Genomic DNA, 21,058 nt, shown 5'->3' on the forward strand with positions numbered 1-21,058 from the left:
CTTATCATTCTCGCTCAAAATCCTTCGGAACCTCACCCTGCCCTGTCGGGCATCCCTCTCCGCGATTTCGGACAGGGATATATTTTAGATTGTAGGTTGGGGAGCCAGCACTGCAGGAGGGTTTCCCGACAGAGGCGTCTGGCGTTTAAGCGTTCGCGTAGCGTCTCCGTAAGGAGATAGCGCAACCCAACAGAACCAAATTTTACTTCTGAACGGCAGTTGCTAACTCCTGCACCAGACGCTGCGCGTTCGCGTAGCGTTGCCGCCCACAGCGCAGCCTCCTTATGACTCAGGAATTGCTACTGTATCTGTAACCCATGACATTAGTCACACTTAGGATCGTAATAAAGTCACAGTCAAGTCAGTCACATTTTCTCTACTGTATGACAGCTTCCTGTTCCTACTATAGATATCAAGTCGGTTAAATTTTTAAGCCGATTGAACCAAAGATAATTGATCAAAGTGGTCAAAGGAAGTTTATTAATGAAAAAGATAATTGCAGGTACGTTGCTTGCTTTACCCTTGGCGATCGCCTCTATACCAACACAAGCATCAGCATTAGAAATTCGCGTAGATCCTGGTTTTCACAGACCTGTACAACGAGAGGTCATAGCTAGCCGATATGATCGACGTCGATGGGTTCCTGCACATTGGGAAAGACGAAATGGCCGTCGGGTATGGATTCGTGGTCACTATGTGCGTTATTAGGAGCAAATAGCATTTGAGTTAAGCTACTTTTCAGTTGAATAAGGTGAGAAAAGTAAGGTGAGTTATCAAGAGTGCAACTACCTGGTTACAAGAAGGTGAAAAAAATTCTACTTCTAAAGCGAAGGAATGGCATTTTTGTCACATGATGACAAGTTATTCAACCATTCCTCAGCTTCTTTGTACAATTTAAACTTACGTTCATCCCTGCGAAATTCTGCTGTGTGAACCATTCTTCTGCCATTTATCCATGTTGCACCGTGGTGCTTGTGCAGCAGTTCATGATATAAAACAAATTCTACTACAAACTCAGGAATTCTTGCATTGTCAAGAGTCAAAGCTATCATTACCTTGTCTCTTGCTGACTCATAATGACCAAATTTGCGATAACTGTTAATCCTCCCCCAAATTAGGCGTGGTTTGACTAAAGAAGAAGCAAAATATTCATGATTGACTTTGTGAAATAACTCATTCAAGTCGTAGTACTTTCCTTTGGCATTTTCTACAATGACTTCAGTAATAAAATCAAGTTCTGTCAAGACATCACTATATTCTTCGCTTTCTGCATAATTTTTAATAAGTGTGGTACTATGTTGACATTTGCCAAATAAAGCGATTTTCACTAGTGCTTCTAAGGTTTCATGGCTAGCGTTGAGAAAACCTTCACTCAGGACGAGAGTCATACTTACTAAAGAACGTTTGTATTTACACAATCCTGCTAAGTGGGTTAGTTCAACATTAATATTGACTAACTGTTGCTGATGTATTTCACACAGCGTTTGAGCAATTTGCTTGATTTTATAAGTCGTTTGTAAGTGAAGTTGGAGGTTGCTTTCATGAGTCAAAAACTTCATCCATGCATAAATGTGACGTGAACACCTTGTGAGATTGGCTGGTGTTGCTTGCGATTCAGCACAGATTTTTTCAATCGTTGCAACAACTTGAGTTATGGTTTGAGTCAGTTCTTGTATTTGAATCGTGTTTGGTGTCGCAGTTGAGGCTAAATTGGAAATCTTGTGCAAGATTGCGCGTTGTTGCGTCTTGATGTTCTTAAGGTGAATTGTCTGCATTTGAATTTATCGCCTTGCTGACTCATAATTTGCTACCCTGTTCTTAAGATACAAGGTTAAGTAGAGCGATCGCTCTATTGCTTTACTCAAGAAACCTCTGATATGAAGTTTGTTTGATTACTTATCAATCCTGAAGAACCCTCACTCCGCAGGCACATCGAACACTGTTCCATCTACCGCCATCACCCGCAGTCCTGTATAAACGCTCAAGGACTGCTTGCTGAAATAACTACAGATGTAAGTTAGTAATAAATAAAACTATCAGTGCTGGGTGGGATGCGCCACTAGCATCCATGATCGCCTCATAAAGGCGATCACAAAGAACAAGTCCTTGAAAAAGGACTTTAGCTTAAAGACAGGGAACTTATTCGCTGTGTGCACTAATACGGTGGATAAGCATAATCATCTTCATCCGGATAAACGTAGGAACTAGAAACCGTTGCCATCTCCATCCGAGGTGTCTCCGCTTTCATAGTTTCCTTTCCAAAGTCCTTGTACTCTTCAAAAGTCTTAGAGATAATTTCAGACTCTTGGGAATCGGAAGCAATGAGGTAGTCTGTTAAGCTGGCAACTGTGGGATGTTTGTAGTCTACAGTTGAAGCTACCAAAACTGTGTTCGGTTCAATTCCTCTTTCTTCACAGTTGATAATAGGGCAAAAAATTCCGTGAGCGTGGAATAGTGTACCTTTTGGTGTCAGAGGCTGCTTGCGGTATCCAGCATAAGCCCTTTCTAATTCAGCAACGAACCCGCTAGTGACTTTACCTTGTTGGTACTCGGAGTAAGCCTTGCTGAAACTTGCTCCTGCGGCTCCATTCAGAGTTAACTGTAGAGGGGATTCATGTAAAAACTTTTTATCTTCTCCTACTAAATAAATTAAATAGCGAGTAAATGTTTTAAATTTAAGTTTGTCTGCTAAAAAAGCATCATAATTGTCTTTGAGCGTACCCAATTTCACACCAGTTTCTCGGTCTTTAACAGATAATGGTCCCCGACGCACGACGACTATGCGAGGAGTGGTAGTGATATAGACTGTTTCGGCTCCAGAGCTAAATTCATGCTCTAGCTCATGCCAATTGTCATCGGGTTGAAAAGCCACAGCTTGAGCATTATCCAGTTTAATTGCCAAACCGTGAGGCTGTAAGCCATTTGTGCCATAGCGAGGATTAATCATCTGACACCAAGGGATGACTTGAGAAGCTGGTGCATTATACTTCTCATCCTCAAAGTCGAATTTTACAGATAATTTCATCGTCTTAGGCGCTTGTCAGTGTTTTGCAGATCAAGTTTACATGGTTTAGCAATGTTTCAATTCATTTGGTGGCTTGAAACACAATTAATATTATGAATAAAAACACTCTTGGCGAGTTTATATAGGAGATCATGCATAATATACTCCTGATTTTAACAAATGCCTGTCAAAGCGGCTATTTAGAATATTTCGGTTGGAATGGGGAAATGTGCGGCAACACGTCAAAAATGAGGTGAAAACAGGCTTAGCCAGCTTTCACCTCATGTTTTTTCATACTTACCGCAAATTGGTGTAAAAGTCAACAATTTGTTCTGTAATTTCAGAAACGCTCATTCCATCTGTCGTTATTTCAACAGCATCTGGAGCTTTTTGCAGGGGAGAAACTTTGCGAGTGCTGTCTTTCCAGTCGCGTTCAGCGATATCCTTTTCTAGCTGCTGTATACTCACTTCTGCTTGACCTTGTTTTTGAAAGTCTTGCTGGCGTCTACGAGCACGCTCGCTGACAGAGGCGGTGAGAAAGATTTTTACTTCTGCATCAGGGAAAACTTGGGTACCGATGTCCCTCCCTTCTGCAACTAAACCACCTTTTTTACCCCAATTTTGCTGTAGTTTGAGGAGTGCTTGACGTACGGCACCTTGAGCGGCGATCGCCGATACTTTAGATGTTACCTCGTGAGTACGAATTGCTTGGGTGACATCAATATCGTTAATCCAAACCTGCACGGGTGTTTGTAAGTCTTTGCTGGGGGTTAGTTTAATGACACAGTGGTTGGCTAGTTCTGCGATCGCACACTCATCGTCTAAAGCTATTCCCTTTTGCAGCACCAACCAAGTGATAGCACGATACATCGCTCCTGTATCTAAATACACTAAACCCAGGTTTGCTGCGACTTGACGAGCAACAGTAGATTTTCCAGCTCCGGCAGGTCCGTCTATGGCAATAATGGGTTGGCGATCGCGCAGAATGATGTTATCAATCAAACGTGTAGAACCAAGACGAGCAGCGATCGCGAGCATTCCTTCCTCCTCAATTTTTTCTTCTATAAGCATCAACGTATTTGGTTCAACCAATTCAATATATTCCACTAAAACAGAACTAAACATTGCCACTTCTTGCCGTACTGCCGCTATGAGGGCTTTTGCATCACGAACTCCTGCGCGAAAAGCTGCTTGAGCTTTTTGCAAACCACGATACAACACAGATGCTTGTTGCTTTTGTGTTGCGGTCAAATATTGGTTACGAGAGCTTACGGCAAGACCGGATGCTTCTCGCACCGTAGGACAAGCAACAATCTCTATTGGAAAATTCAAATCAGCTACAAGCCGTTTAATAAGGGCAAGTTGCTGACCGTCTTTTTGACCGAAATAAGCTCGGTCAGGCTGCACCAAGTTGAAAAGCTTGGTGACAATTGTGGCTACACCTTGGAAGTGACCCAGCCGAGTACGACCACACAAGCCAGATATCATAGCAGATGGCGGGATAACTTGTGTAACTTTTGATTCTTGTACAATCTTCTGGGCAACTCCCATCTCTTCCGGAGTAGGAGCAAAAATTGTATCTACTCCTGCTTGTGAGCAAAGTAATTGGTCTTGCTCTGTTGTGCGAGGATAGCGTTGGTAATCTTCGTTTGGACCAAATTGCAGCGGATTTACGAAGATACTGACAATCACTATGGCATTTTCTTGCCGTGCCCGTTGAATTAAGTTTAAATGACCTTCATGCAACGCTCCCATCGTAGGAACTAAACCAACTGCTGTCTGGGATCGAGCAGTCACATCAAATGCTAACAGCTGCGCTTGATCTACAAGCTGATTTTCAAAACGGTGTTGAGCTAAATAGCAGCGTAAAGCTGCGACTGTTGTTAACAGGCGCACAAAAATACCCCTAGTGTTGTCTATCTCTCCCCAGTAGTTTATATCTGAATTTGAGGAGTAGACCAGCAGCTAGGGGGATTGATGAGGAGGTATGGAGCACAGGAGAAGAAATTACTTCCTGACGTTTTCTCATCTTCCTCATCCCCCTCATTTCCACGGCAGGTACAAAGGGGAAAACTCCCAAGGACGCACTCTGCCTCCTCATCCCCGGTTCTTACCTTCCTAACACTTCTATCCGCACAGGTGCAACACCCCTACCCATCATTCCTAAAATGCGCGCTGCACCAACAGAAATGTCAATCATTCGACCCCGAACGTAGGGTCCTCGATCATTAATCCGAACTACTACGGAACGACCATTACGAGTGTTGGTCACACGGACTCGCGTTCCAAAAGGTAAGCTGCGATGGGCAGCAGTCATTCCTTCTGGATTAAACCTTTCACCAGTAGCAGTGCGGTTGCCAGAACCATCATAGCCATAATAGGAAGCTACTCCTTTTAGTCCTTTGACTATCTGTCCTGGCAAATCTGGCACGGATATTTTTGGTATTTGTACCAGGGCTTTTGCGGGTAAATTAGCAATTTCATTCAGGGGAGATGCCTGACCTACTAATCTTCGCAGACGATTTGTGGCTTGCAGAGCATCTTTAGCTCGATCTTTGGTTGTATCTGCTAGCCATGTATGATCATCGATTTCCACGATTTCGTCGCCATTTGCCTTGATGATGTAGCGACCTTGTACTGATTGCTGACCAGCTTGGTCATTTTTCTGGGCTTGATTTGCTGTTGACTCACCTGCTGCTATCCAACTCACCGTAATCTTGTTGGCATCCACTTTATCCCAGATCAGCTGGTTTATCTTAGCGGCTACGACCGAAGCCCTCTGAACTGGGTCATCTTTAGTAGAATTAGGTTGGTTTTTGACATCTATGCTTTCCCCAATTGATACTACCTTTGTTGAGCTGCTTGCATTTGTGCTGCCAAACTTTGTGCCATTTTCATCACTAAATGCACCAACTTTTATCTGGGCACTTGCAGTTGGCTGCTGACCAACATTTTCACCCACAAACGTAAGAACCGGAATTTTACGAATATAGAGTGTTGCCGCTTGACGCCCTGCAACTTCATGAGCCTGAATTTCAGTCATCACAGCATTAGAAGCAGGGTTTCCCGGTGGGGATTTGTATTCTCCTACTTTCACCACGTCACCAGAAGGAAGTGACGAACTTGGAGACGTTTCCTTGGTCGTTTGGGCGCGACCTACAGATTGTGTCCCAAAAACAGTAGAAAAGACAGCGACAACAGTCCACAAATGTTTTTGATTCATGCGTCCGAATGTTAAAGCGACTGAAGAACAGAGGTTTATAAATTTGCACCACTGATGAGTGATAGATCTTAAAAAAAATTTCAACTCGTTCTGCGTTCACTTTTTGCGTAACTGCAACAGACTATCACAAACCTAGATGTTTGGGGATCAGGTTTTTGATTAATCCTTGGTCAATTTATCAAAATTTAACTCTCATTTCAAGTCACAAACCTTACAAATATGAGCATTTTGGCTATGTGACAGTTTTTTTATCATTAGAAATTTTATTATCAAAACCTCATAATAATTTAGTAATTAAATTGATTGCAGTAGCATATACGCTTGTCTATAAACATAATTAATGCTAAAGAAAGGTCATCAAGACTGCTGAACATAACATACTTTTACTTCATTTACAGTAGTTTTTTTTAACAAAAAGTTTAAATAAACAATAAGTATATTTAGTATTCTTTATAACTACGATGAAAGATTTTTTTTAACAAACTAACTTTTTGGTCTTAATTTGTAAATAGATTTGTAAGCAACTAAGTAGCCGCCAGCCCTCCCGCAGCCGGTTGTCGTCACCTCCTGCATAGCGCTGTCTCACGCCTCCGGCGTCTACAAGTCGGGGAACTCTAGCCGAGCACTGGCTCCTAAATCCAGGGGCTTGAATAAAGTTGCTCCGTATTTTTCTCCATAAATGAATAATGGTGCTAGTATCCTTTTTTTTTCGGTCATCAACTGCATACGTTAAAACACACGAAAATATTTTTGCCTTGCTCTCTAATTTCTTCCTTCCATGCATAGGCGATTTTATTGCTCAATAAAGCGAACTTGTTGAGAATGAACCGCCTATGACCTTTCCACGCGCAGTTAGGAGAAAATTCCCGTCGCATTCTCCGTAAAAAATGCATTTCGTATAATAATGTTTATTTTTTAATACGTTATTCTTTACGTATATTTTGAGGGTATAGATATGGTGATACCGTTAAAACTAAGGGCTAACCCTGGAGGGCAAATTTCCCCAAATGAGGTGATTGGACGAGATCAACTTATTCAGCAGTTTTGGGAAATTTTGGACAGACAAAGCCTGATGCTGAATGCGGAACGGCGGATGGGTAAAACTTGCATCATAAAAAAAATGCAAGCAGAAGCTCCAGAGGATAAGCTCCCTATTTATCATGACTTGGAGAAAGTGCGTTCGCCCCTAGAATTTGTCGAGACTATTTTGCAAGATGTTGAAGAATACTTAAGCGGTTTGCGACGAACAGCAAGACGCACGCGCCAGCTATTGACACAAATCAGTGGTACAGAAGCTATGGGTGTTAAGTTACCTGAATTTGCTGCTCCCCACTGGAAAACATTACTCACAAAAACTATAGGCGATTTAGTTGAGAATCAAGAACGCAAAGTCATTCTACTTTGGGATGAAGTGCCCTATATGCTGGGTAATATCGGCAATCAAGCGGCGATGGAAGTTTTGGATACATTGCGTTCTATCCGTCAGATGTATCCCGATGTCAGGATGGTATTTACGGGTTCTATTGGCTTGCATCATGTGATTGCTTCTTTGAAAAAAGAAGGATACACCAATGAGCCGACAAATGATATGTATTCAGCAGATATTCCGCCATTATCCCATGTTGATGCTACAGGTTTAGCTCATAGATTACTTTTAGGAGAAAATATTTCTACGACTGATTCATGGGTAACTGCTGCTGCAATAGCTCAAGCAATGGATAACATTCCCTTCTACATCCACCACTTGATTATTAAACTAAAAATGCAAGGCAAAAAGGTGGATGCAGTAACTATAACTAAAACTATCGAAGATTGTTTATTAGACCCGCTCAATCCTTGGAAAATGGATCATTATCGAGAGCGGATTGATAATTACTATAGTGATGAGCAACGTCCTTATGCTCTAATTTCACTGGATATTTTGGCAGTTTCAAACGAGCCTTTGTTGTTTGATGAGTTATTCCACAATCTTAAACAAGAGCCAGAAACACAAAACAAAGAAATCGCACGGACTGTATTAAGACTATTGGAACGTGATTACTATATTCTTCGACAAACCGAAGGATATAGTTTTCGCTATCGGCTGATTCAAAGTTATTGGAAATTATTGAGAGGTTAATAAAGATGAAAAGTACCTTCCTCTCTCGCTTCACCCCTAGTCTGATGACTGCAGAAACTTTGGAAGCAATTTTTGTCCAGCGTCATAACTTGGCAGATTATTTAGTTGATTTGATTCGTGAAAGTACCCTAACAGCAAATAAACATTTTCGTCTGTTGCTGGGGATGCGCGGTATTGGGAAGACACACATGATAACACTGATGTATCACCGCGTCTCCAACATGGAAGACTTACAGGATAAGTTAGTCATCGCATGGTTAAGAGAGGAAGAGTGGGGCGTTACATCGTTTTTAGATTTGCTGTTGCGGATATTTCGAGCGCTACAAAAAGAATATCCAGCAGAATATAATGCTAAGTTAAATCAGCAAGTTGAAGCACTTTATCAGTTATCACAACAAGAAGCTGAACATCAAGCTGCAGCATTACTCAGAGAATTTGTTGGTAAACGCACGCTGCTGCTGTTGATGGAAAATTTAGATGATGTGTTTAACGGCTTAGGTGATATTGGGCAAAAGCAACTGCGGGCTTATATACAGAATTATTCATTTTTAACAATTCTGGCAACAGCACAAAGTTTGTTTGATGGAATCATCCACAAAGATGACCCCTTCTATAACTTCTTTTATTCTCATCATTTAGAGGAGTTAACGCTAGATGAAGCAGTGGAGTTGTTGAGGCATATTGCTCAATTAGAAGGGGATAAAGAACTAGAAGATTTTATCAAAACGGCAACAGGACGCGATCGCATCAAAGCCATCCATCATCTCTCTGGTGGAAACCCCCGCGTCTACGTGATTTTCTCCCAGTTCCTCACGCGTAAGTCCTTAGATGAACTAGTGGAACCGTTCATGCGGATGCTTGATGATTTGACACCTTACTATCAAGCGCGGATGTCATGGCTTTCGCAGCAGCAAAGAAAAATTATTGAGTTTCTCGCTGATCGTCGCCGTGCTGTTAGTGTGAAGGAGATTGCCCAACGCTGTTTTATGACTCATCAGACAGCATCAAGTCAACTTAAGGATTTGCGGGAAAAGGGCTACGTTAATTCTGAATTCATTGGGCGTGAGTCATTTTACGAACTGCACGAACCGCTGATGCGGTTTTGCTTGGAGGTAAAGAAGCAGCGGGATGAACCAATACGATTATTTATTGACTTTTTGCGAATTTGGTATACGCGTACAGAGTTGCAACAGCGATTGGGACAGGATATTGATGAAATCAGGAATAATGGATGGTTTGATGATTTAGGACAACAGTTCAATCAAGCGCGAATTGATGATTTTCCTTACGAACAAAATCATCCTACTAGGTATCAGCAACGTCTAGAACCGCTTCCACCTGATGCTGTTGTGGAGCGAGAATATGTGCTTTATGCACTTCAAGCAATGGAAGATGAAGATGAAGATCCTCGGGTGGCGGCGTACTGGCAAGAATATGAGAATTGGTTTGAGAAGCAAGACTATCTTAATGCTCTGCGATATGCAGAGAAACTAGTATTAATTCGTGGTCAGGCAGAGGACTGGTTAGAACAGGCACGCTGCTTAAATGGTCTTAAACGCTATGAGGAAGCTTTAGCATCGCTCGACAAAGCGATTTCGCTTGACCCCAATTTTGCCAAGGCTTGGGGACGCCGAGGTGAATCACTCAACAACCTCCAACGCTACGAAGATGCTTTGGTATCCTTAGACAAAGCGATTTCGCTTGACCCCAATTTTGCTAGGGCTTGGGCACACCGAGGTGATGTGCTAGACAACCTCCAACGTTACGAAGATGCTTTGGTATCTTTAGACAAAGCGATTGGGTTTGACCCCAATTATGTGTGGGGTTGGGTGAGAAGAGGGTTGATACTGAACAACCTCAAACGCTACGAAGATGCTTTAGTATCCTTAGACAAAGCGATTTCGCTTGACCCCAATGATATCTGGGCTTGGCGCAACCGAGGTGTGTTGCTAGAGAAGTTTCAACGTTATGAGGAAGCCTTAGCTGCTTACGACAAAGCGATTTCGCTTGACCGCGATTATCTTTGGGCTTGGGCAAATAGAGGCGATGCGCTAGGAAAACTCCAACGTTATGAGGAAGCTTTAGTATCCTACGACAAAGTGATTTCGCTTGACCTCAAATCTGCCCAGGCTTGGGGTAAGCGAAGTGATGTGCTCGACAAGCTGCAACGCTACGAAGAAGCATTGGCATCCTATGACAAAGCAATTGAGCTTAACCCCAATTATGCTTGGGCTTGGGCTAACCGAGGCGACGTGTTAGACAACCTCCAACGCTACCAGGAAGCATTGGTATCGTACGACAAAGCAATTGAGCTTGACCCTAATTATAAGTGGGCTTGGGCTAACCGAGGCGACGTGTTAGACAACCTCCAACGCTACGAAGATGCTTTGATATCCTACGATAAGGCGATTTCGCTTGACTCCAATTTTGCTTGGGCTTGGGCTAACCGAGGTTGGTTGCTCCAAAAACTTCAACGCTACGAGGAAGCTTTGGTATCGTACGACAAAGCGATTTTGCTTTACCCCAATTATAAGTGGGCTTGGACTGAGCGAGGCTTAGTGCTAACCAACCTCCAACGCTACGAAGATGCTTTGGTATCCCACGACAAAGCAATTTCGCTTGACTCCAATTTTGCTTGGGCTTGGGCTAACCGAGGCAATGTGCTCGACAAGCTGCAACGCTACGAAGAAGCATTGGCATCCTTGGACAAAGCGATTTCGCTTGACCCTAATTATGCTTGGGCTTGGGGCGGTCGAGGCGATGTGCTATACGAACTCAAATGCTATGAGGAAGCTTTGGCATCCTTGGATAAAGCGATTTCGCTTGATTCTAATTATAAGTGGGCTTGGGCAAAGCGAGGCGATTTGCTGGGTTCTCTCAAACGCTACCAGGAAGCATTGGCATCCTTGGACAAAGCGATTTCGCTTGACCCTAATTATGCTTGGGCTTGGGGCGGTCGAGGCGATGTGCTATACGAACTCAAATGCTATGAGGAAGCTTTAGCATCCTTGGATAAAGCGATTTCGCTTAACCCGAATTATACTTGGGCTTGGTTCAGCCGAGGTTGGCTACTGGATATACTCAGACGTCATCAGGAAGCATTAGCATCCTGCGATAAAGCAATTGAACTCGGCGACCAATCTTCGTCAGTTTTCTTCAACAGAGCGATCGCAATTCTAGGGCTGAATCGTTGGGAAGAAGGCATCACCGCATTAGACGATGCGCTTAACCGCTTTGCCGAGGTGGCTGAACCAGATGCTGAGGATGCGGAGTTAATTATCTGTATTCTGTTCAACACCACAAACGATGCAGCGCTGTGGAAAAACCACATCACCACCCTAATTGAACTTTACAACAAACACCAAGTCGCCCCAGCATTAGCACAGGGACTTGTCCGCGAAAAAACCATCGGTGCGTTGATGTCAGAAATGGTAAGCGACAAAGCAGCACAAACATGGCTAGAAGTTTGGCAGGAAGTTGTAGGAAATCGTCCTGAGTTCCAAATTCCCCTCCGGCTTCTCAATGCTGCTGTCCGCTATCGGGAGACAAAAGGCGATAGGCGTGTCTTGCTAGAACTACCCATTGAAGAACGCAAGTTGTTACAAGAGGTGCTACATATCAGCTAATGAGTGGAGGTCGTCCAGCCCAGAGGGCTGGAACAAGATTGGGCATTTTTTTCTTGTAAGTGCCTATTGTTTGGATTTGTTGCAAATCGTAGTTGTAACGAGTATGATATTTATATGTACTCGATATGAGTTCGAGTTAATTGAATTTATAAGTGAGTTTTGTCTGCTGACCAAAACGTAATGCAGAGCAATCTGAATAACTTAATGGAGAACTTTCGTACTCATGACTGAACCTAAAAATTTGACAACTGCTGACGGTATTCCTGTTGGCGATAACCAGAATTCACTTACAGCTGGAGCACGTGGACCTCTTTTAATACAGGATTTCCATTTGCTGGAAAAGCTGGCTCATTTTAATAGAGAACGTATCCCTGAGCGGGTTGTCCACGCTAAAGGTGCGGCAGATTTCGGTACTTTTACTGTTACTAATGATATCACAGGCTACAGTAAAGCCAAACTTTTCTCTGAGATTGGCAAGAAAACAGAAGTCCTCCTACGCTTTTCTACTGTTGGGGGAGAAAGGGGTTCAGCAGATGCCGAGCGTGACCCCAGAGGCTTTGCGCTCAAGTTTTATACTGAAGAAGGCAACTGGGATATAACAGGCAACAATACCCCTATTTTCTTCATCCGCGATCCACTCAAGTTTCCTGATTTTATCCATACCCAAAAGCGCAATCCCCAAACCAATACCAAAGACCACAATGCAAGATGGGATTTTTGGTCACTCAGTCCGGAATCGCTTCACCAAGTGACGATCCTGCTTTCAGACCGGGGAATTCCGAAAACCTATCGACACATGGATGGCTTCGGCAGCCATACTTTCAGTTTAATTAATGCTCAAGGCGATCGCGTCTGGTGCAAATTTCACTTTAAGACTTTGCAAGGGCATCAAACCTTGACGGAACAAGAATCAACCAAGATTAAAGGAGAAAAGCCCGATCACGCGACTGATGATCTGTTTGAGGCGATCGCCCAAGGAGATTATCCCAAGTGGCGTATGTGCATTCAAGTAATGACGGACGAGCAGGCGTCAAAACATATAGACAATCCCTTTGACGTGACAAAAGTTTGGAAGCACTCAGACTATCCCTTAATCGAAGTTGGAATACTAGAGCTAAATCGCAACCCTGAGAATTATTTCGCTCAAGTTGAACAAGCCGCTTTTAGCCCCAGTGCTGTGGTTCCTGGCGTGAGTTTCTCTCCAGACAAATACTCATGCGGAATGTGGGGTGAAAACCAAGAACCCCGACTTTTTGAGAAGTCGGGGACCTTAGTCTTTCAATTTCTGCGCAAAGCGCAGGCACTTTCACACAAATAAAATAGAATTGCTATGAAAGTCTTCTCAAATTCAGTTTCTTCTTGAACCTCGGTAAATTCGATCCATTTGGTCTTTTGAAAGTCGTGTTATTGGAAACCTTTGATCGGTGTCAAAGAAAAATTCTTGAGGCGCATCAACTGCCGTTTCTTCTACAGAAATGTTATCTTTTATGGCATGACCATTTAATAATTCTTCCTTAAGTCGTCTCTCATCGATTTCATCACCTTTGACTTGACTTTGAGGCAAGACATAAGCATGAGTTTCTGGATCGAAGGCTAAAACTTCTCCTTTCTCAATGTTATAAATCCAGGCGTAAATCTTTAGTTGTCCTTGGTATAGCTTGGAGCGGATAACTGGATAAGTCCGCAAATTTTCAATTTGAGTCAGTACATTTTCAGCGGTTAAAATTTCGAGTAGTTCTTCCCCCTTGTATTGGGTGTAATGTTCTTTTACCAATAGTCGGGTTGCCTCTGCATACTTTAACCAATCATGAACAAGCGGCATTTCATCTCGCAGGCTATGTAACTTCATCAGCCCTTTCATTGCACCACAATGCGAGTGACCACAAACAATAATTTGTCGAATACCTAGAGCTTGCACAGCGTATTCAATTGTCGCACCTTCACCGCCCTTGGTTGCTCCAAATGGTGGAATAATATTGCCAGCATTGCGGATAACAAATAATTCACCTAAATCAGCTTGTGTAATTAGATTTGGGTCTACACGCGAATCAGAACAAGTAACAAATAACACTCTGGGTTTTTGACCTTGAGATAGTTGTTCAAAGAGTTCTTGGTGCGTACTAACATAATTAGCCTTAAACTCACGCAGACCTTTAATTAATTTCTTCATACAGCTAACTTTTGACAAATAGAGGCAATATCAGAAAAATTTTCCCTGTATAGTTAGTGTAGTATAAAAATGTTATAAATTTTATCAATTTGTTATTCAAACAAATCTAAATGCTCATGGGTGTCAGCACCAACTGTCTTGAGTATAACTTCTTAGTGGGTGTGGGTAAAAGTGGTTGGTAGTGGCGATCGCGTTTACGTCAATCCTCTGTATCTTGCACCAAAGCATATCAATCCGCACAAACCAAAAATATGGGCAAAAAAGTTATATTATTTCTGTGATCTTTATCTGGTTAAATAAGTGGAGTTTAGACTGTCTAAACTCTAGTCATTAATCGCATTTCATATTATCTCAACTCACTGCAATCGCCATTTGGGCACTCTGATTGCCCAAGCTATCCACTTTACACATAGTATAAGTTCCCGGTTCAACAGTCGCAAACGTTGTTCCAGCAGACAAAACTCGCGCTAAGTATCCAATAACGAATTTCTGGATCATGAACTGTGTTCCAACTCAGTTTGCGGTTCTGGTGGGACGACAAGGTAGTCGGAGGGAATTTTTTGCACCTCACCCAGAAAAAAAAGCGCTTGATACACAGAAACTGCTACATCGGCGCGAGTTGCTGGTATATTGGGCTTGAGTAATTTTGTATTTGGGTAACTAGCTACAAGACCTGCACTTGTGGCAATTGCAACCTGAGTTATTGCATAATCAGGAATCTGATCTGTATCCTGATAAATCACCTGAAGCGTTGCAAACTCCTCAGGTTTTACCTTTGAGGCAATATCCAAGCCTTTTACCAGAGTCAGCAAAACTTCTAATCGAGAAATCCTACTGTCAGGAAAGAAGCGATCATTGAGAAACCCATTTAGAAATCCTATTGCATAAGCTGTTTGAATAGCTTTTGCTGCCCAGTGATGAGTCGGAACATCGATAAAACGAATATAGTCCCGTTTTTTCTTAAGTTTTGTAAATGTCTTAGTAAGAATAACAGCAAATTCAGCACGGGTTACTGAAGTGTCAGGGCGAAACGTCCTATTGGGAAACCCGGTGATAACCCCTTCATTGGCTAATGATTCTACAAATAAGCGTGCCCATTGATTTTGAATATCCCGAAAGGATCTAGGAGTAGATGCCATTGTCGCTCCAAGCTAGGTATTTTCCTGATGTTCTTGCTATGTATTATTTTTCCCATCAGCAGAAAACCGGAATTATTAGCTTGGCGACGAGAGAGGTTCAAGCGTATTCAGCAATTTCAATAAATGAAAAATTTTATTAATAAGAATAACTAAATTATTATTGTCATGTGTCACCTGAAGCGACCAAGAGGTAGGTTTCACCCTGAATCGGATAGTAGTTACTCAGCCACTGCCGCAGGTCTTCGTCTTCGATCACAGGAATAGCCTTGATAGCCAGCTTACCTTTGGTGTTGGCTTTTCTGATAATCAGCCGAACTTAGGAAAAAGAAGATTGCTTAAGAATATTTTCTAACAACCTCCTCTCACTTTAGAAACTCTTTGTTAAAGAACCTGCTTGGCAAATAGCTTAAGTATTTTCAGTATTTTGATACTTACTTTTTAAGAACGAGGTTTGCCGTTCATATGTCGCAGATTCTTTTTTCTCCATGTGACGAACTTGGTTCAAGTTCAACCCTAATAGAAAAAGGTAATGAAGTATTGTTAGTACAGTCGCCACAAGACTTAGACGGATCTGAAATGTTTTTAGACGGGATGGACTCACAGAAACCTCTACTGTTTGTATTTTAGGTTTGATTAAGCCAACATCGCCAAAGACACCAGAGGCTTCACTAAGATAAAATGGAAAGACAATGTATATTTAAAAGCGGCTCAATTGCTCTGGTGTCACAGAGTTGTTGGGCTATGTTTTTATATATAACGCTAAATTTAGAACTTGACAACTGCGTGAGATTACCAGACCTGCGAATCAAACGACAGCATAAGTAATAAAACTTTAAACAATAACAATTTAATAGTAAACCTAAAGGAATAACAATAAAAATAGTAACATTTATAATAAATAACAGAGCCAACGCATCTTATGCAGGGGTGGCCAACGCATCTTATGCAGGAGAAGGATATGCATCTTGTGCAGATGGGTGTTTATAATATGCTTGGGCAGTAAAGCACTAAATTCATATGTTGTCTGAAGAAAAAAACTTTGAAAACTCTAATACTCTATCCGTAGAAAAACATAAGTCTTCAACTGGAACAAATAAACCTCCTGCGTCAGTTGCCTATATCCACGGTTTCTTAGATGAATACGGACTAGACCCTTATGAATTTCGTCTTTATGCCCACATGGTTCGCCGAACGGGTGGTAAACCAGAAGGAGTCTTTTTTGCAAGTCTCAAAAAGACCGCTGAAATTTGTGATATGAGCGTTCGCAAAGCTCAACAAGCTTTAAAGGTGTTGCTTAAAGCAAACCTTTTAAAGCAGACAAAACGTGACGGTCGGACAGACGAATACAGAGTGACTCCTACTAGCGAGTGGATCTCGAAGGAGGAATTAGCAAAAATTCGCAAAGCTGCAACAAGTAGTAAACCTGATAAAACAATAGACACAGCTATAGAGACAGATATCGCGTGCGAGTAACAACCAAACAGGAATGTATGCGCTCCGATTGATTCCTGTGATCACAATAAAACTTCTACTTTCTTCAATGCCTCATTTTCACCGTTGATTCAAGCTTCGAGGGTATTTTTATCGTCGTAAAATTTTTTCTTAATTTATTAATTTTGTATGGAAAAATCGTCGTCGAGTTTACGCGTGTTTTCTGAATTGAGATATGAAAAATGGAAAATCTAGATTCAGTATAATGGTACAGAAATTGATTTTGCAAAATAATTTATCAAGTAGCCTCTACAAAAGGAGGATATTCTTATTGAGCTTGAACCACTATTTCTGCGACAGTTTCGAGAATACGCAGTTGGTTAGGAAAAAGGGCTGATAGAAATGAGATGCGATAGTTGCTGAAGCGTTTTTGTGCTAACCTTAATACTTTCTGTGATTTTTCGCTACTGATATTTTTGCATCCTTAGCTTTTTGGCGCTTTTGTATTTTTAACTATGTCTTTAGTTTCCACAATCAAAAGTATATACACTGATGGTGCTTGCACAGGGAACCCTGGTCCTGGTGGTTGGGGTGTGGTTGTCTATTTCAGTGATGGTTCCATTCACGAAATGGGCGGTGCATCCTCCCGAACGACCAACAATAAAATGGAGATGCAAGCTGCGATCGCCGCCCTGCAATTTTTGCAAGACTCAGGACAAAGGGAAGCCATCACCCTGCACACCGACAGCGAATATCTCATCAACTGCGTGACAAAATGGGTCAAAAGCTGGAAAAGGAAAGGCTGGAAAAAGTCGGATGGAAATCCTGTGCTTAACCAAGACCTCTTAGAAATCTTAGACGACCTCAATAGTCCACGGGTGAGATGGGAGCATGTGCGGGGTCATGCAGGTAATATTGGTAACGAACGCTGTGATGCGATCGCCCGCGCCTTCGCCAATGGTAAAACTTTATCCCTGGAACAACAAGACTTTCTCTTGGAACAAAAGAACGGTCTGAGTGTATCAAGAGTATCTGATTCGGAAACAAATTCTACAATAATTAACACAAAGAAACAAGAAATCACGACTCTTGCAACAGATATAACCAATATGGAACCACAAACCCAGTCTGCTACTTCCGTCAATGAAGAATTACCTCGGGAAATGAGGGTAACACAACTGCGTAACTTAGTCGAAACTCTCCGCATTGCGGACGAAATTGCCGAAAAAGGTTACCTAATCACAAGTTCTGAACTGGCAGACTTGATGGATGTTCACGCCAGCGCTGTTACCAGTCGTGGAGACGAGTGGCGCTGGCGAAACTGGCTTGTCTCACGGGTGCGGCGTGAAGGTAATCAAATTCTTTGGGAATTGGAACGGGGCGATAAGGTAGAAAGTGAGACGGAATCTTAACCAATGAGGACTCAGGACTGATCACTGAGTACTGTACTTGCGCCCTCGCCACTCTCTCGGGGTACGGAATGCAGAAAGAAAAATCCGCAGCACCGCGATTGGATCAGCCAAAGGCGAAAGCCAGAACAACCAACCGCCTTTTGCTTGATTGCGATCATAGGAGGGTGCGATCGCAAAAAGCATAGCAAAGCGAATCACCACTAGAAATACATTGAGTACCACTAGAAGCAGGGAGGGAGAGAGGGACAAGGAGACAAAAGGAGGGGGAGAAAAAAAGAGGTAGGTGAGGACGACTACAAGCGGTAAACCTTGAACTGCTGTGAGGAGCCATAAATCTCCCCAAAGTTGAGCGCGGGAGGAAGCGTCTTTCAAGTCAAGGCTTCGCCCCCATTGTTGCCAAGTTTCCATTGCTCCCTCATACATCCGTACCTTGAGCACTTTTGCCCCATCTAAAAAGCCAACTTTATACCCAGAGGCAGCTATGTTCCGTGCTAAAGTGACATCATCACAAAAAGAATTATTCGCACTCGTATATCCACCCACAGCTCTTAGAACAGAGCTACGGCACAAATAGCATTGTCCATTCGCCATCACTCGTTCTGACTGCTCAGCATTCACACCAGCAGGATTAAATCGGTAAAGCAGAGTCATCAACAAAGCTGGTTGTAGCCAGCATTCTCCTGGATATTTGAGAATGAACTGGGGTGAGAGAGAAACCAAGTCATAGCCTTGAGTTTCTGCTATCTTCACCAAACCCGCAACCAAACCAGGTGATGGTTGTATATCAGCATCCATACCCAGAAACCACTCACTCGCCTCTGAAATATGCAAAAAGCCGTAATGCAATGCCCAAGGACGCCCCACCCAACCAGTTGGTAAGGGATCATCCGTCATTAGGCGAAAGCGAGGATCTTTCTGCTGTGCAGTTTTGACTAACTCAGGTGTGCCATCACTAGACTTGCTATCTACAATGATTATTTCTCGGACTTCATAGCTTTGCTGAGAAATCCCATCTAGCAGAGGAGCAATACGAAGAGCTTCATTTAAGGTAGGAATGACGACACTCACACACCCCAAAAGTTCTGGTGTGGAATTTTGGGGTGTAATGGGAGGATGGCGGCTTGGTCCTTTTAACAGACGCGACAGCAAAATTGCTGTTGCTGGTAGTTGGATCAGCAGTAATAACAATGAAATAACACTTGCGAAACTCAACGCGTCTTGCACAGCAAAATACCTGGGGATGGAAATCAAAGCTTTATTTCACAGCAACTTTGACGCTTGCTACAGTCACTTCGGTTGTTGGTGCAACAGCAACATTAGCAGATGCAACTTTTGAACTCCACCAAAGTACTACAGCTGGAACTACGCCCAAGACAAAGCCTAATGAAACTGGGATTGCAAATCCAGCAGCTAAGCTTAATCCAGCGGCGAAGGCAAAATTACTGAGATAAACGACTAGGGGGACAAAGAGTTGCGATCGCTCCAATTTATGGGGCGTGTTTCTCCACAGCAATGCTGCCACACTCATAAACAGGGCGCTAGTGCCAAACCAACCCGCATAATTTTGATACGGTGTTCCAAAGAATTCACCTGGATTCTCCCAATACCAAAAGGGGAGAGATGTTTGACTCATAGCTGGTTCCAATGCAAAGTCCCAGCAAGTGAACAGCAAAGCGCCCAATGCTATAGCGCCTACTTGGCGCACTAAACTGGGATTTTGAGCTACCCTCAAACCACTACGAGCAATCAGGTAAGCAGACAAGCCCACATAAAACCAGGATAAGGGAATTGTAAATGGTACAAGCCCCGCAATCTTATATCCTAAGCCACTCAAGTAACTGTAGTATCCAAAGGGAAATCCAGTGCTAGTTCCCAGTAATTCACTGCCCACCGATATCAATACAGATGGTAGTAGAAACCCTAGCCAAGTGCGCCATCCCAATACTCGATATGCATAAATGGAGACGGCTATTGTCCCCAAAATAATATCTACCACACCACCATCAGCCATACTTAACTGCATGGCTTTTTGTCCAACCTCTCCTGAATTGAAAATTGTTTCGGCATTAGGTATGACCAATAGAATGCCTATTAGTCCAAAAGCCTTTGCCAAGATATGACCAGTGAGGCATACACGCTGAGCGATAACAAGTTGTCTCATGATAATCCCTTAACAAGACATGATACGCGGCTACTTAGCTGGTTATAGTTTACAAATGTTTAAGAAGATCTTTAATACTTTGTGCGGGAATTTTTTGCAAACTGACCTAACTTTCTTTTGGAAAGCATAGCAGCCTCTTGATGGAAGGTAGAAAAAATATGATAATAAACTTATAGTTTAAGCTATTCAAGCCATTATTTCTCAACTGAATTGGCTTTTTTTTGACAGCTTATAGTGTCCTAAGGAATGTATGCTTTCCGACAAAGCAGTATGTATATGCCTTAGATAATTGTGGAATTATAGCTTATTCTTATGTTGGGAACAACCCATGTCAATATCAAAAAGACCACCTTTGCTTTCCCTAGCATTACTACTGCTTACTTACACCAGTACTGGGTGGATAATATCTAAAATATACACTCCTTGGTATATCTGGCTACTGGCTGTTATTGCTATCTTACTTCTCACGGGAGGTTTAACGGTTTCCGGGACAAGGGTTGCAAACTTTTCTTTATTCTTATTCAAATCAAATGTTAGATCTTTTGGTCTTAGCGTTTTAGCGGCTTTCTTGTTTTTTTTAATGATAGTCAGGTTTCGACTATTTCTTGAGACCTTGCTAATCGTTGCTGCGACTGGATTAGTAAGGATAGACTTTCAAACAGCTGGCTTTAATCAAGGACAAACCTTTTGTTTGTTGTCTATCTTCTGTTTGACGGGTTTAGCCTTAGGTGCGTTGATTCATAAGTTGATTTAAACCCAAGAGTCCATAGCAA

Annotated in this window: 15 protein-coding genes and 1 pseudogene; 7 read left to right on the plus strand and 9 right to left on the minus strand. The window is 42.5% G+C overall.

Annotation, left to right across the window (positions count from 1 at the left end; all coding sequences use genetic code 11):
- The first annotated feature begins 483 nt into the window (after positions 1-483).
- Entirely contained in the window at positions 484-708 is a 225-nt protein-coding gene (locus AC5JM2_RS07535; protein WP_495834277.1) for a hypothetical protein, read from the plus strand.
- A 113-nt stretch (positions 709-821) separates the two neighbouring features.
- On the opposite strand, the gene AC5JM2_RS07540 is transcribed toward AC5JM2_RS07535, so the two are convergent.
- The 4 genes from AC5JM2_RS07540 to AC5JM2_RS07555 all read right to left on the minus strand — a co-directional run bounded on the left by AC5JM2_RS07540 (position 822) and on the right by AC5JM2_RS07555 (position 6,227).
- Positions 822-1,775, minus strand: coding sequence for a M48 family peptidase (locus AC5JM2_RS07540; protein WP_495834278.1), 954 nt, complete (start codon positions 1,773-1,775; stop codon positions 822-824).
- Positions 1,776-2,155: 380 nt separating this feature from the next.
- Positions 2,156-3,025, minus strand: a complete 870-nt coding sequence (locus AC5JM2_RS07545) for a DUF5895 domain-containing protein (protein ID WP_495834279.1) — start codon at positions 3,023-3,025, stop codon at positions 2,156-2,158.
- A gap of 276 nt (positions 3,026-3,301) precedes the next feature.
- Positions 3,302-4,900 (minus strand): bifunctional pantoate--beta-alanine ligase/(d)CMP kinase, encoded by a 1,599-nt coding sequence (locus AC5JM2_RS07550; protein WP_495834280.1) that lies wholly within the window; start codon positions 4,898-4,900, stop codon positions 3,302-3,304.
- Positions 4,901-5,114: 214 nt separating this feature from the next.
- Positions 5,115-6,227 carry a septal ring lytic transglycosylase RlpA family protein gene (locus AC5JM2_RS07555; protein WP_495834281.1) on the minus strand — a complete coding sequence of 371 codons (1,113 nt, stop codon included), beginning with the start codon at positions 6,225-6,227 and terminating at the stop codon, positions 5,115-5,117.
- A 955-nt stretch (positions 6,228-7,182) separates the two neighbouring features.
- Here AC5JM2_RS07555 and AC5JM2_RS07560 point away from each other — a divergent pair.
- From AC5JM2_RS07560 to AC5JM2_RS07570, 3 genes and pseudogenes are all read left to right on the plus strand, one after another.
- Positions 7,183-8,346 (plus strand): ATP-binding protein, encoded by a 1,164-nt coding sequence (locus AC5JM2_RS07560; protein ID WP_495834282.1) that lies wholly within the window; start codon positions 7,183-7,185, stop codon positions 8,344-8,346.
- Positions 8,347-8,351: 5 nt separating this feature from the next.
- Complete coding sequence (locus AC5JM2_RS07565) at positions 8,352-11,972, plus strand: tetratricopeptide repeat protein (RefSeq protein WP_495834283.1); 3,621 nt, start codon at positions 8,352-8,354, stop codon at positions 11,970-11,972.
- A gap of 223 nt (positions 11,973-12,195) precedes the next feature.
- Positions 12,196-13,182, plus strand: a pseudogene (locus tag AC5JM2_RS07570) (catalase); the annotation flags it as partial.
- A gap of 138 nt (positions 13,183-13,320) precedes the next feature.
- Here AC5JM2_RS07570 and AC5JM2_RS07575 read toward each other — a convergent pair.
- The 3 genes from AC5JM2_RS07575 to AC5JM2_RS07585 all read right to left on the minus strand — a co-directional run bounded on the left by AC5JM2_RS07575 (position 13,321) and on the right by AC5JM2_RS07585 (position 15,281).
- A complete protein-coding gene (locus tag AC5JM2_RS07575) occupies positions 13,321-14,142 on the minus strand; it encodes a carbonic anhydrase (RefSeq protein ID WP_495834284.1) in 822 nt (273 codons plus the stop codon).
- Between the two features lie 351 nt (positions 14,143-14,493).
- Positions 14,494-14,640 (minus strand): hypothetical protein, encoded by a 147-nt coding sequence (locus AC5JM2_RS07580; RefSeq protein ID WP_495834285.1) that lies wholly within the window; start codon positions 14,638-14,640, stop codon positions 14,494-14,496.
- Positions 14,637-15,281 carry an S-layer homology domain-containing protein gene (locus AC5JM2_RS07585; protein WP_495834286.1) on the minus strand — a complete coding sequence of 215 codons (645 nt, stop codon included), beginning with the start codon at positions 15,279-15,281 and terminating at the stop codon, positions 14,637-14,639. Before AC5JM2_RS07585 ends, AC5JM2_RS07580 begins: the two co-directional genes overlap by 4 nt.
- Positions 15,282-16,298: 1,017 nt before the next feature.
- Here AC5JM2_RS07585 and AC5JM2_RS07590 point away from each other — a divergent pair.
- Both AC5JM2_RS07590 and rnhA read left to right on the plus strand, forming a co-directional pair.
- The gene (locus AC5JM2_RS07590; RefSeq protein ID WP_495834287.1) at positions 16,299-16,754 is read left to right on the plus strand and encodes a helix-turn-helix domain-containing protein; all 456 of its coding nucleotides are present in this window, start codon (positions 16,299-16,301) and stop codon (positions 16,752-16,754) included.
- A gap of 473 nt (positions 16,755-17,227) precedes the next feature.
- Positions 17,228-18,124, plus strand: a complete 897-nt coding sequence (gene rnhA / locus AC5JM2_RS07595) for a ribonuclease HI (RefSeq protein WP_495834288.1) — start codon at positions 17,228-17,230, stop codon at positions 18,122-18,124.
- Positions 18,125-18,145: 21 nt separating this feature from the next.
- Here rnhA and cruG read toward each other — a convergent pair whose 3' ends face one another.
- Both cruG and cruF read right to left on the minus strand, forming a co-directional pair.
- Positions 18,146-19,348 carry a 2'-O-glycosyltransferase CruG gene (gene cruG, locus AC5JM2_RS07600; RefSeq protein WP_495834289.1) on the minus strand — a complete coding sequence of 401 codons (1,203 nt, stop codon included), beginning with the start codon at positions 19,346-19,348 and terminating at the stop codon, positions 18,146-18,148.
- 31 nt (positions 19,349-19,379) lie between these two features.
- On the minus strand, positions 19,380-20,285 hold the full coding sequence (cruF, locus tag AC5JM2_RS07605) for a gamma-carotene 1'-hydroxylase CruF (RefSeq protein ID WP_495834290.1): 906 nt from the start codon (positions 20,283-20,285) through the stop codon (positions 19,380-19,382).
- Positions 20,286-20,613: 328 nt separating this feature from the next.
- On the opposite strand from cruF, the gene AC5JM2_RS07610 reads away from it, so the two are divergent.
- Complete coding sequence (locus AC5JM2_RS07610; RefSeq protein WP_495834291.1) at positions 20,614-21,039, plus strand: hypothetical protein; 426 nt, start codon at positions 20,614-20,616, stop codon at positions 21,037-21,039.
- Positions 21,040-21,058 lie beyond the last annotated feature (19 nt).

It is taken from the genome of Brasilonema angustatum, assembly GCF_059505445.1.

What these genes read in the sequence shown, in the direction of transcription:
- AC5JM2_RS07535 (WP_495834277.1), top strand. Translation starts at nt 484, where the DNA reads ATGAAAAAGATAATTGCAGGTACGTTGCTTGCTTTACCCTTGGCGATC.
- AC5JM2_RS07540 (WP_495834278.1), bottom strand. Translation starts at nt 1,775, where the DNA reads ATGCAGACAATTCACCTTAAGAACATCAAGACGCAACAACGCGCAATC.
- AC5JM2_RS07545 (WP_495834279.1), bottom strand. Translation starts at nt 3,025, where the DNA reads ATGAAATTATCTGTAAAATTCGACTTTGAGGATGAGAAGTATAATGCA.
- AC5JM2_RS07555 (WP_495834281.1), bottom strand. Translation starts at nt 6,227, where the DNA reads ATGAATCAAAAACATTTGTGGACTGTTGTCGCTGTCTTTTCTACTGTT.
- AC5JM2_RS07560 (WP_495834282.1), top strand. Translation starts at nt 7,183, where the DNA reads ATGGTGATACCGTTAAAACTAAGGGCTAACCCTGGAGGGCAAATTTCC.
- AC5JM2_RS07565 (WP_495834283.1), top strand. Translation starts at nt 8,352, where the DNA reads ATGAAAAGTACCTTCCTCTCTCGCTTCACCCCTAGTCTGATGACTGCA.
- AC5JM2_RS07575 (WP_495834284.1), bottom strand. Translation starts at nt 14,142, where the DNA reads ATGAAGAAATTAATTAAAGGTCTGCGTGAGTTTAAGGCTAATTATGTT.
- AC5JM2_RS07580 (WP_495834285.1), bottom strand. Translation starts at nt 14,640, where the DNA reads ATGATCCAGAAATTCGTTATTGGATACTTAGCGCGAGTTTTGTCTGCT.
- AC5JM2_RS07585 (WP_495834286.1), bottom strand. Translation starts at nt 15,281, where the DNA reads ATGGCATCTACTCCTAGATCCTTTCGGGATATTCAAAATCAATGGGCA.
- AC5JM2_RS07590 (WP_495834287.1), top strand. Translation starts at nt 16,299, where the DNA reads ATGTTGTCTGAAGAAAAAAACTTTGAAAACTCTAATACTCTATCCGTA.
- rnhA (WP_495834288.1), top strand. Translation starts at nt 17,228, where the DNA reads ATGTCTTTAGTTTCCACAATCAAAAGTATATACACTGATGGTGCTTGC.
- cruF (WP_495834290.1), bottom strand. Translation starts at nt 20,285, where the DNA reads ATGAGACAACTTGTTATCGCTCAGCGTGTATGCCTCACTGGTCATATC.
- AC5JM2_RS07610 (WP_495834291.1), top strand. Translation starts at nt 20,614, where the DNA reads ATGTCAATATCAAAAAGACCACCTTTGCTTTCCCTAGCATTACTACTG.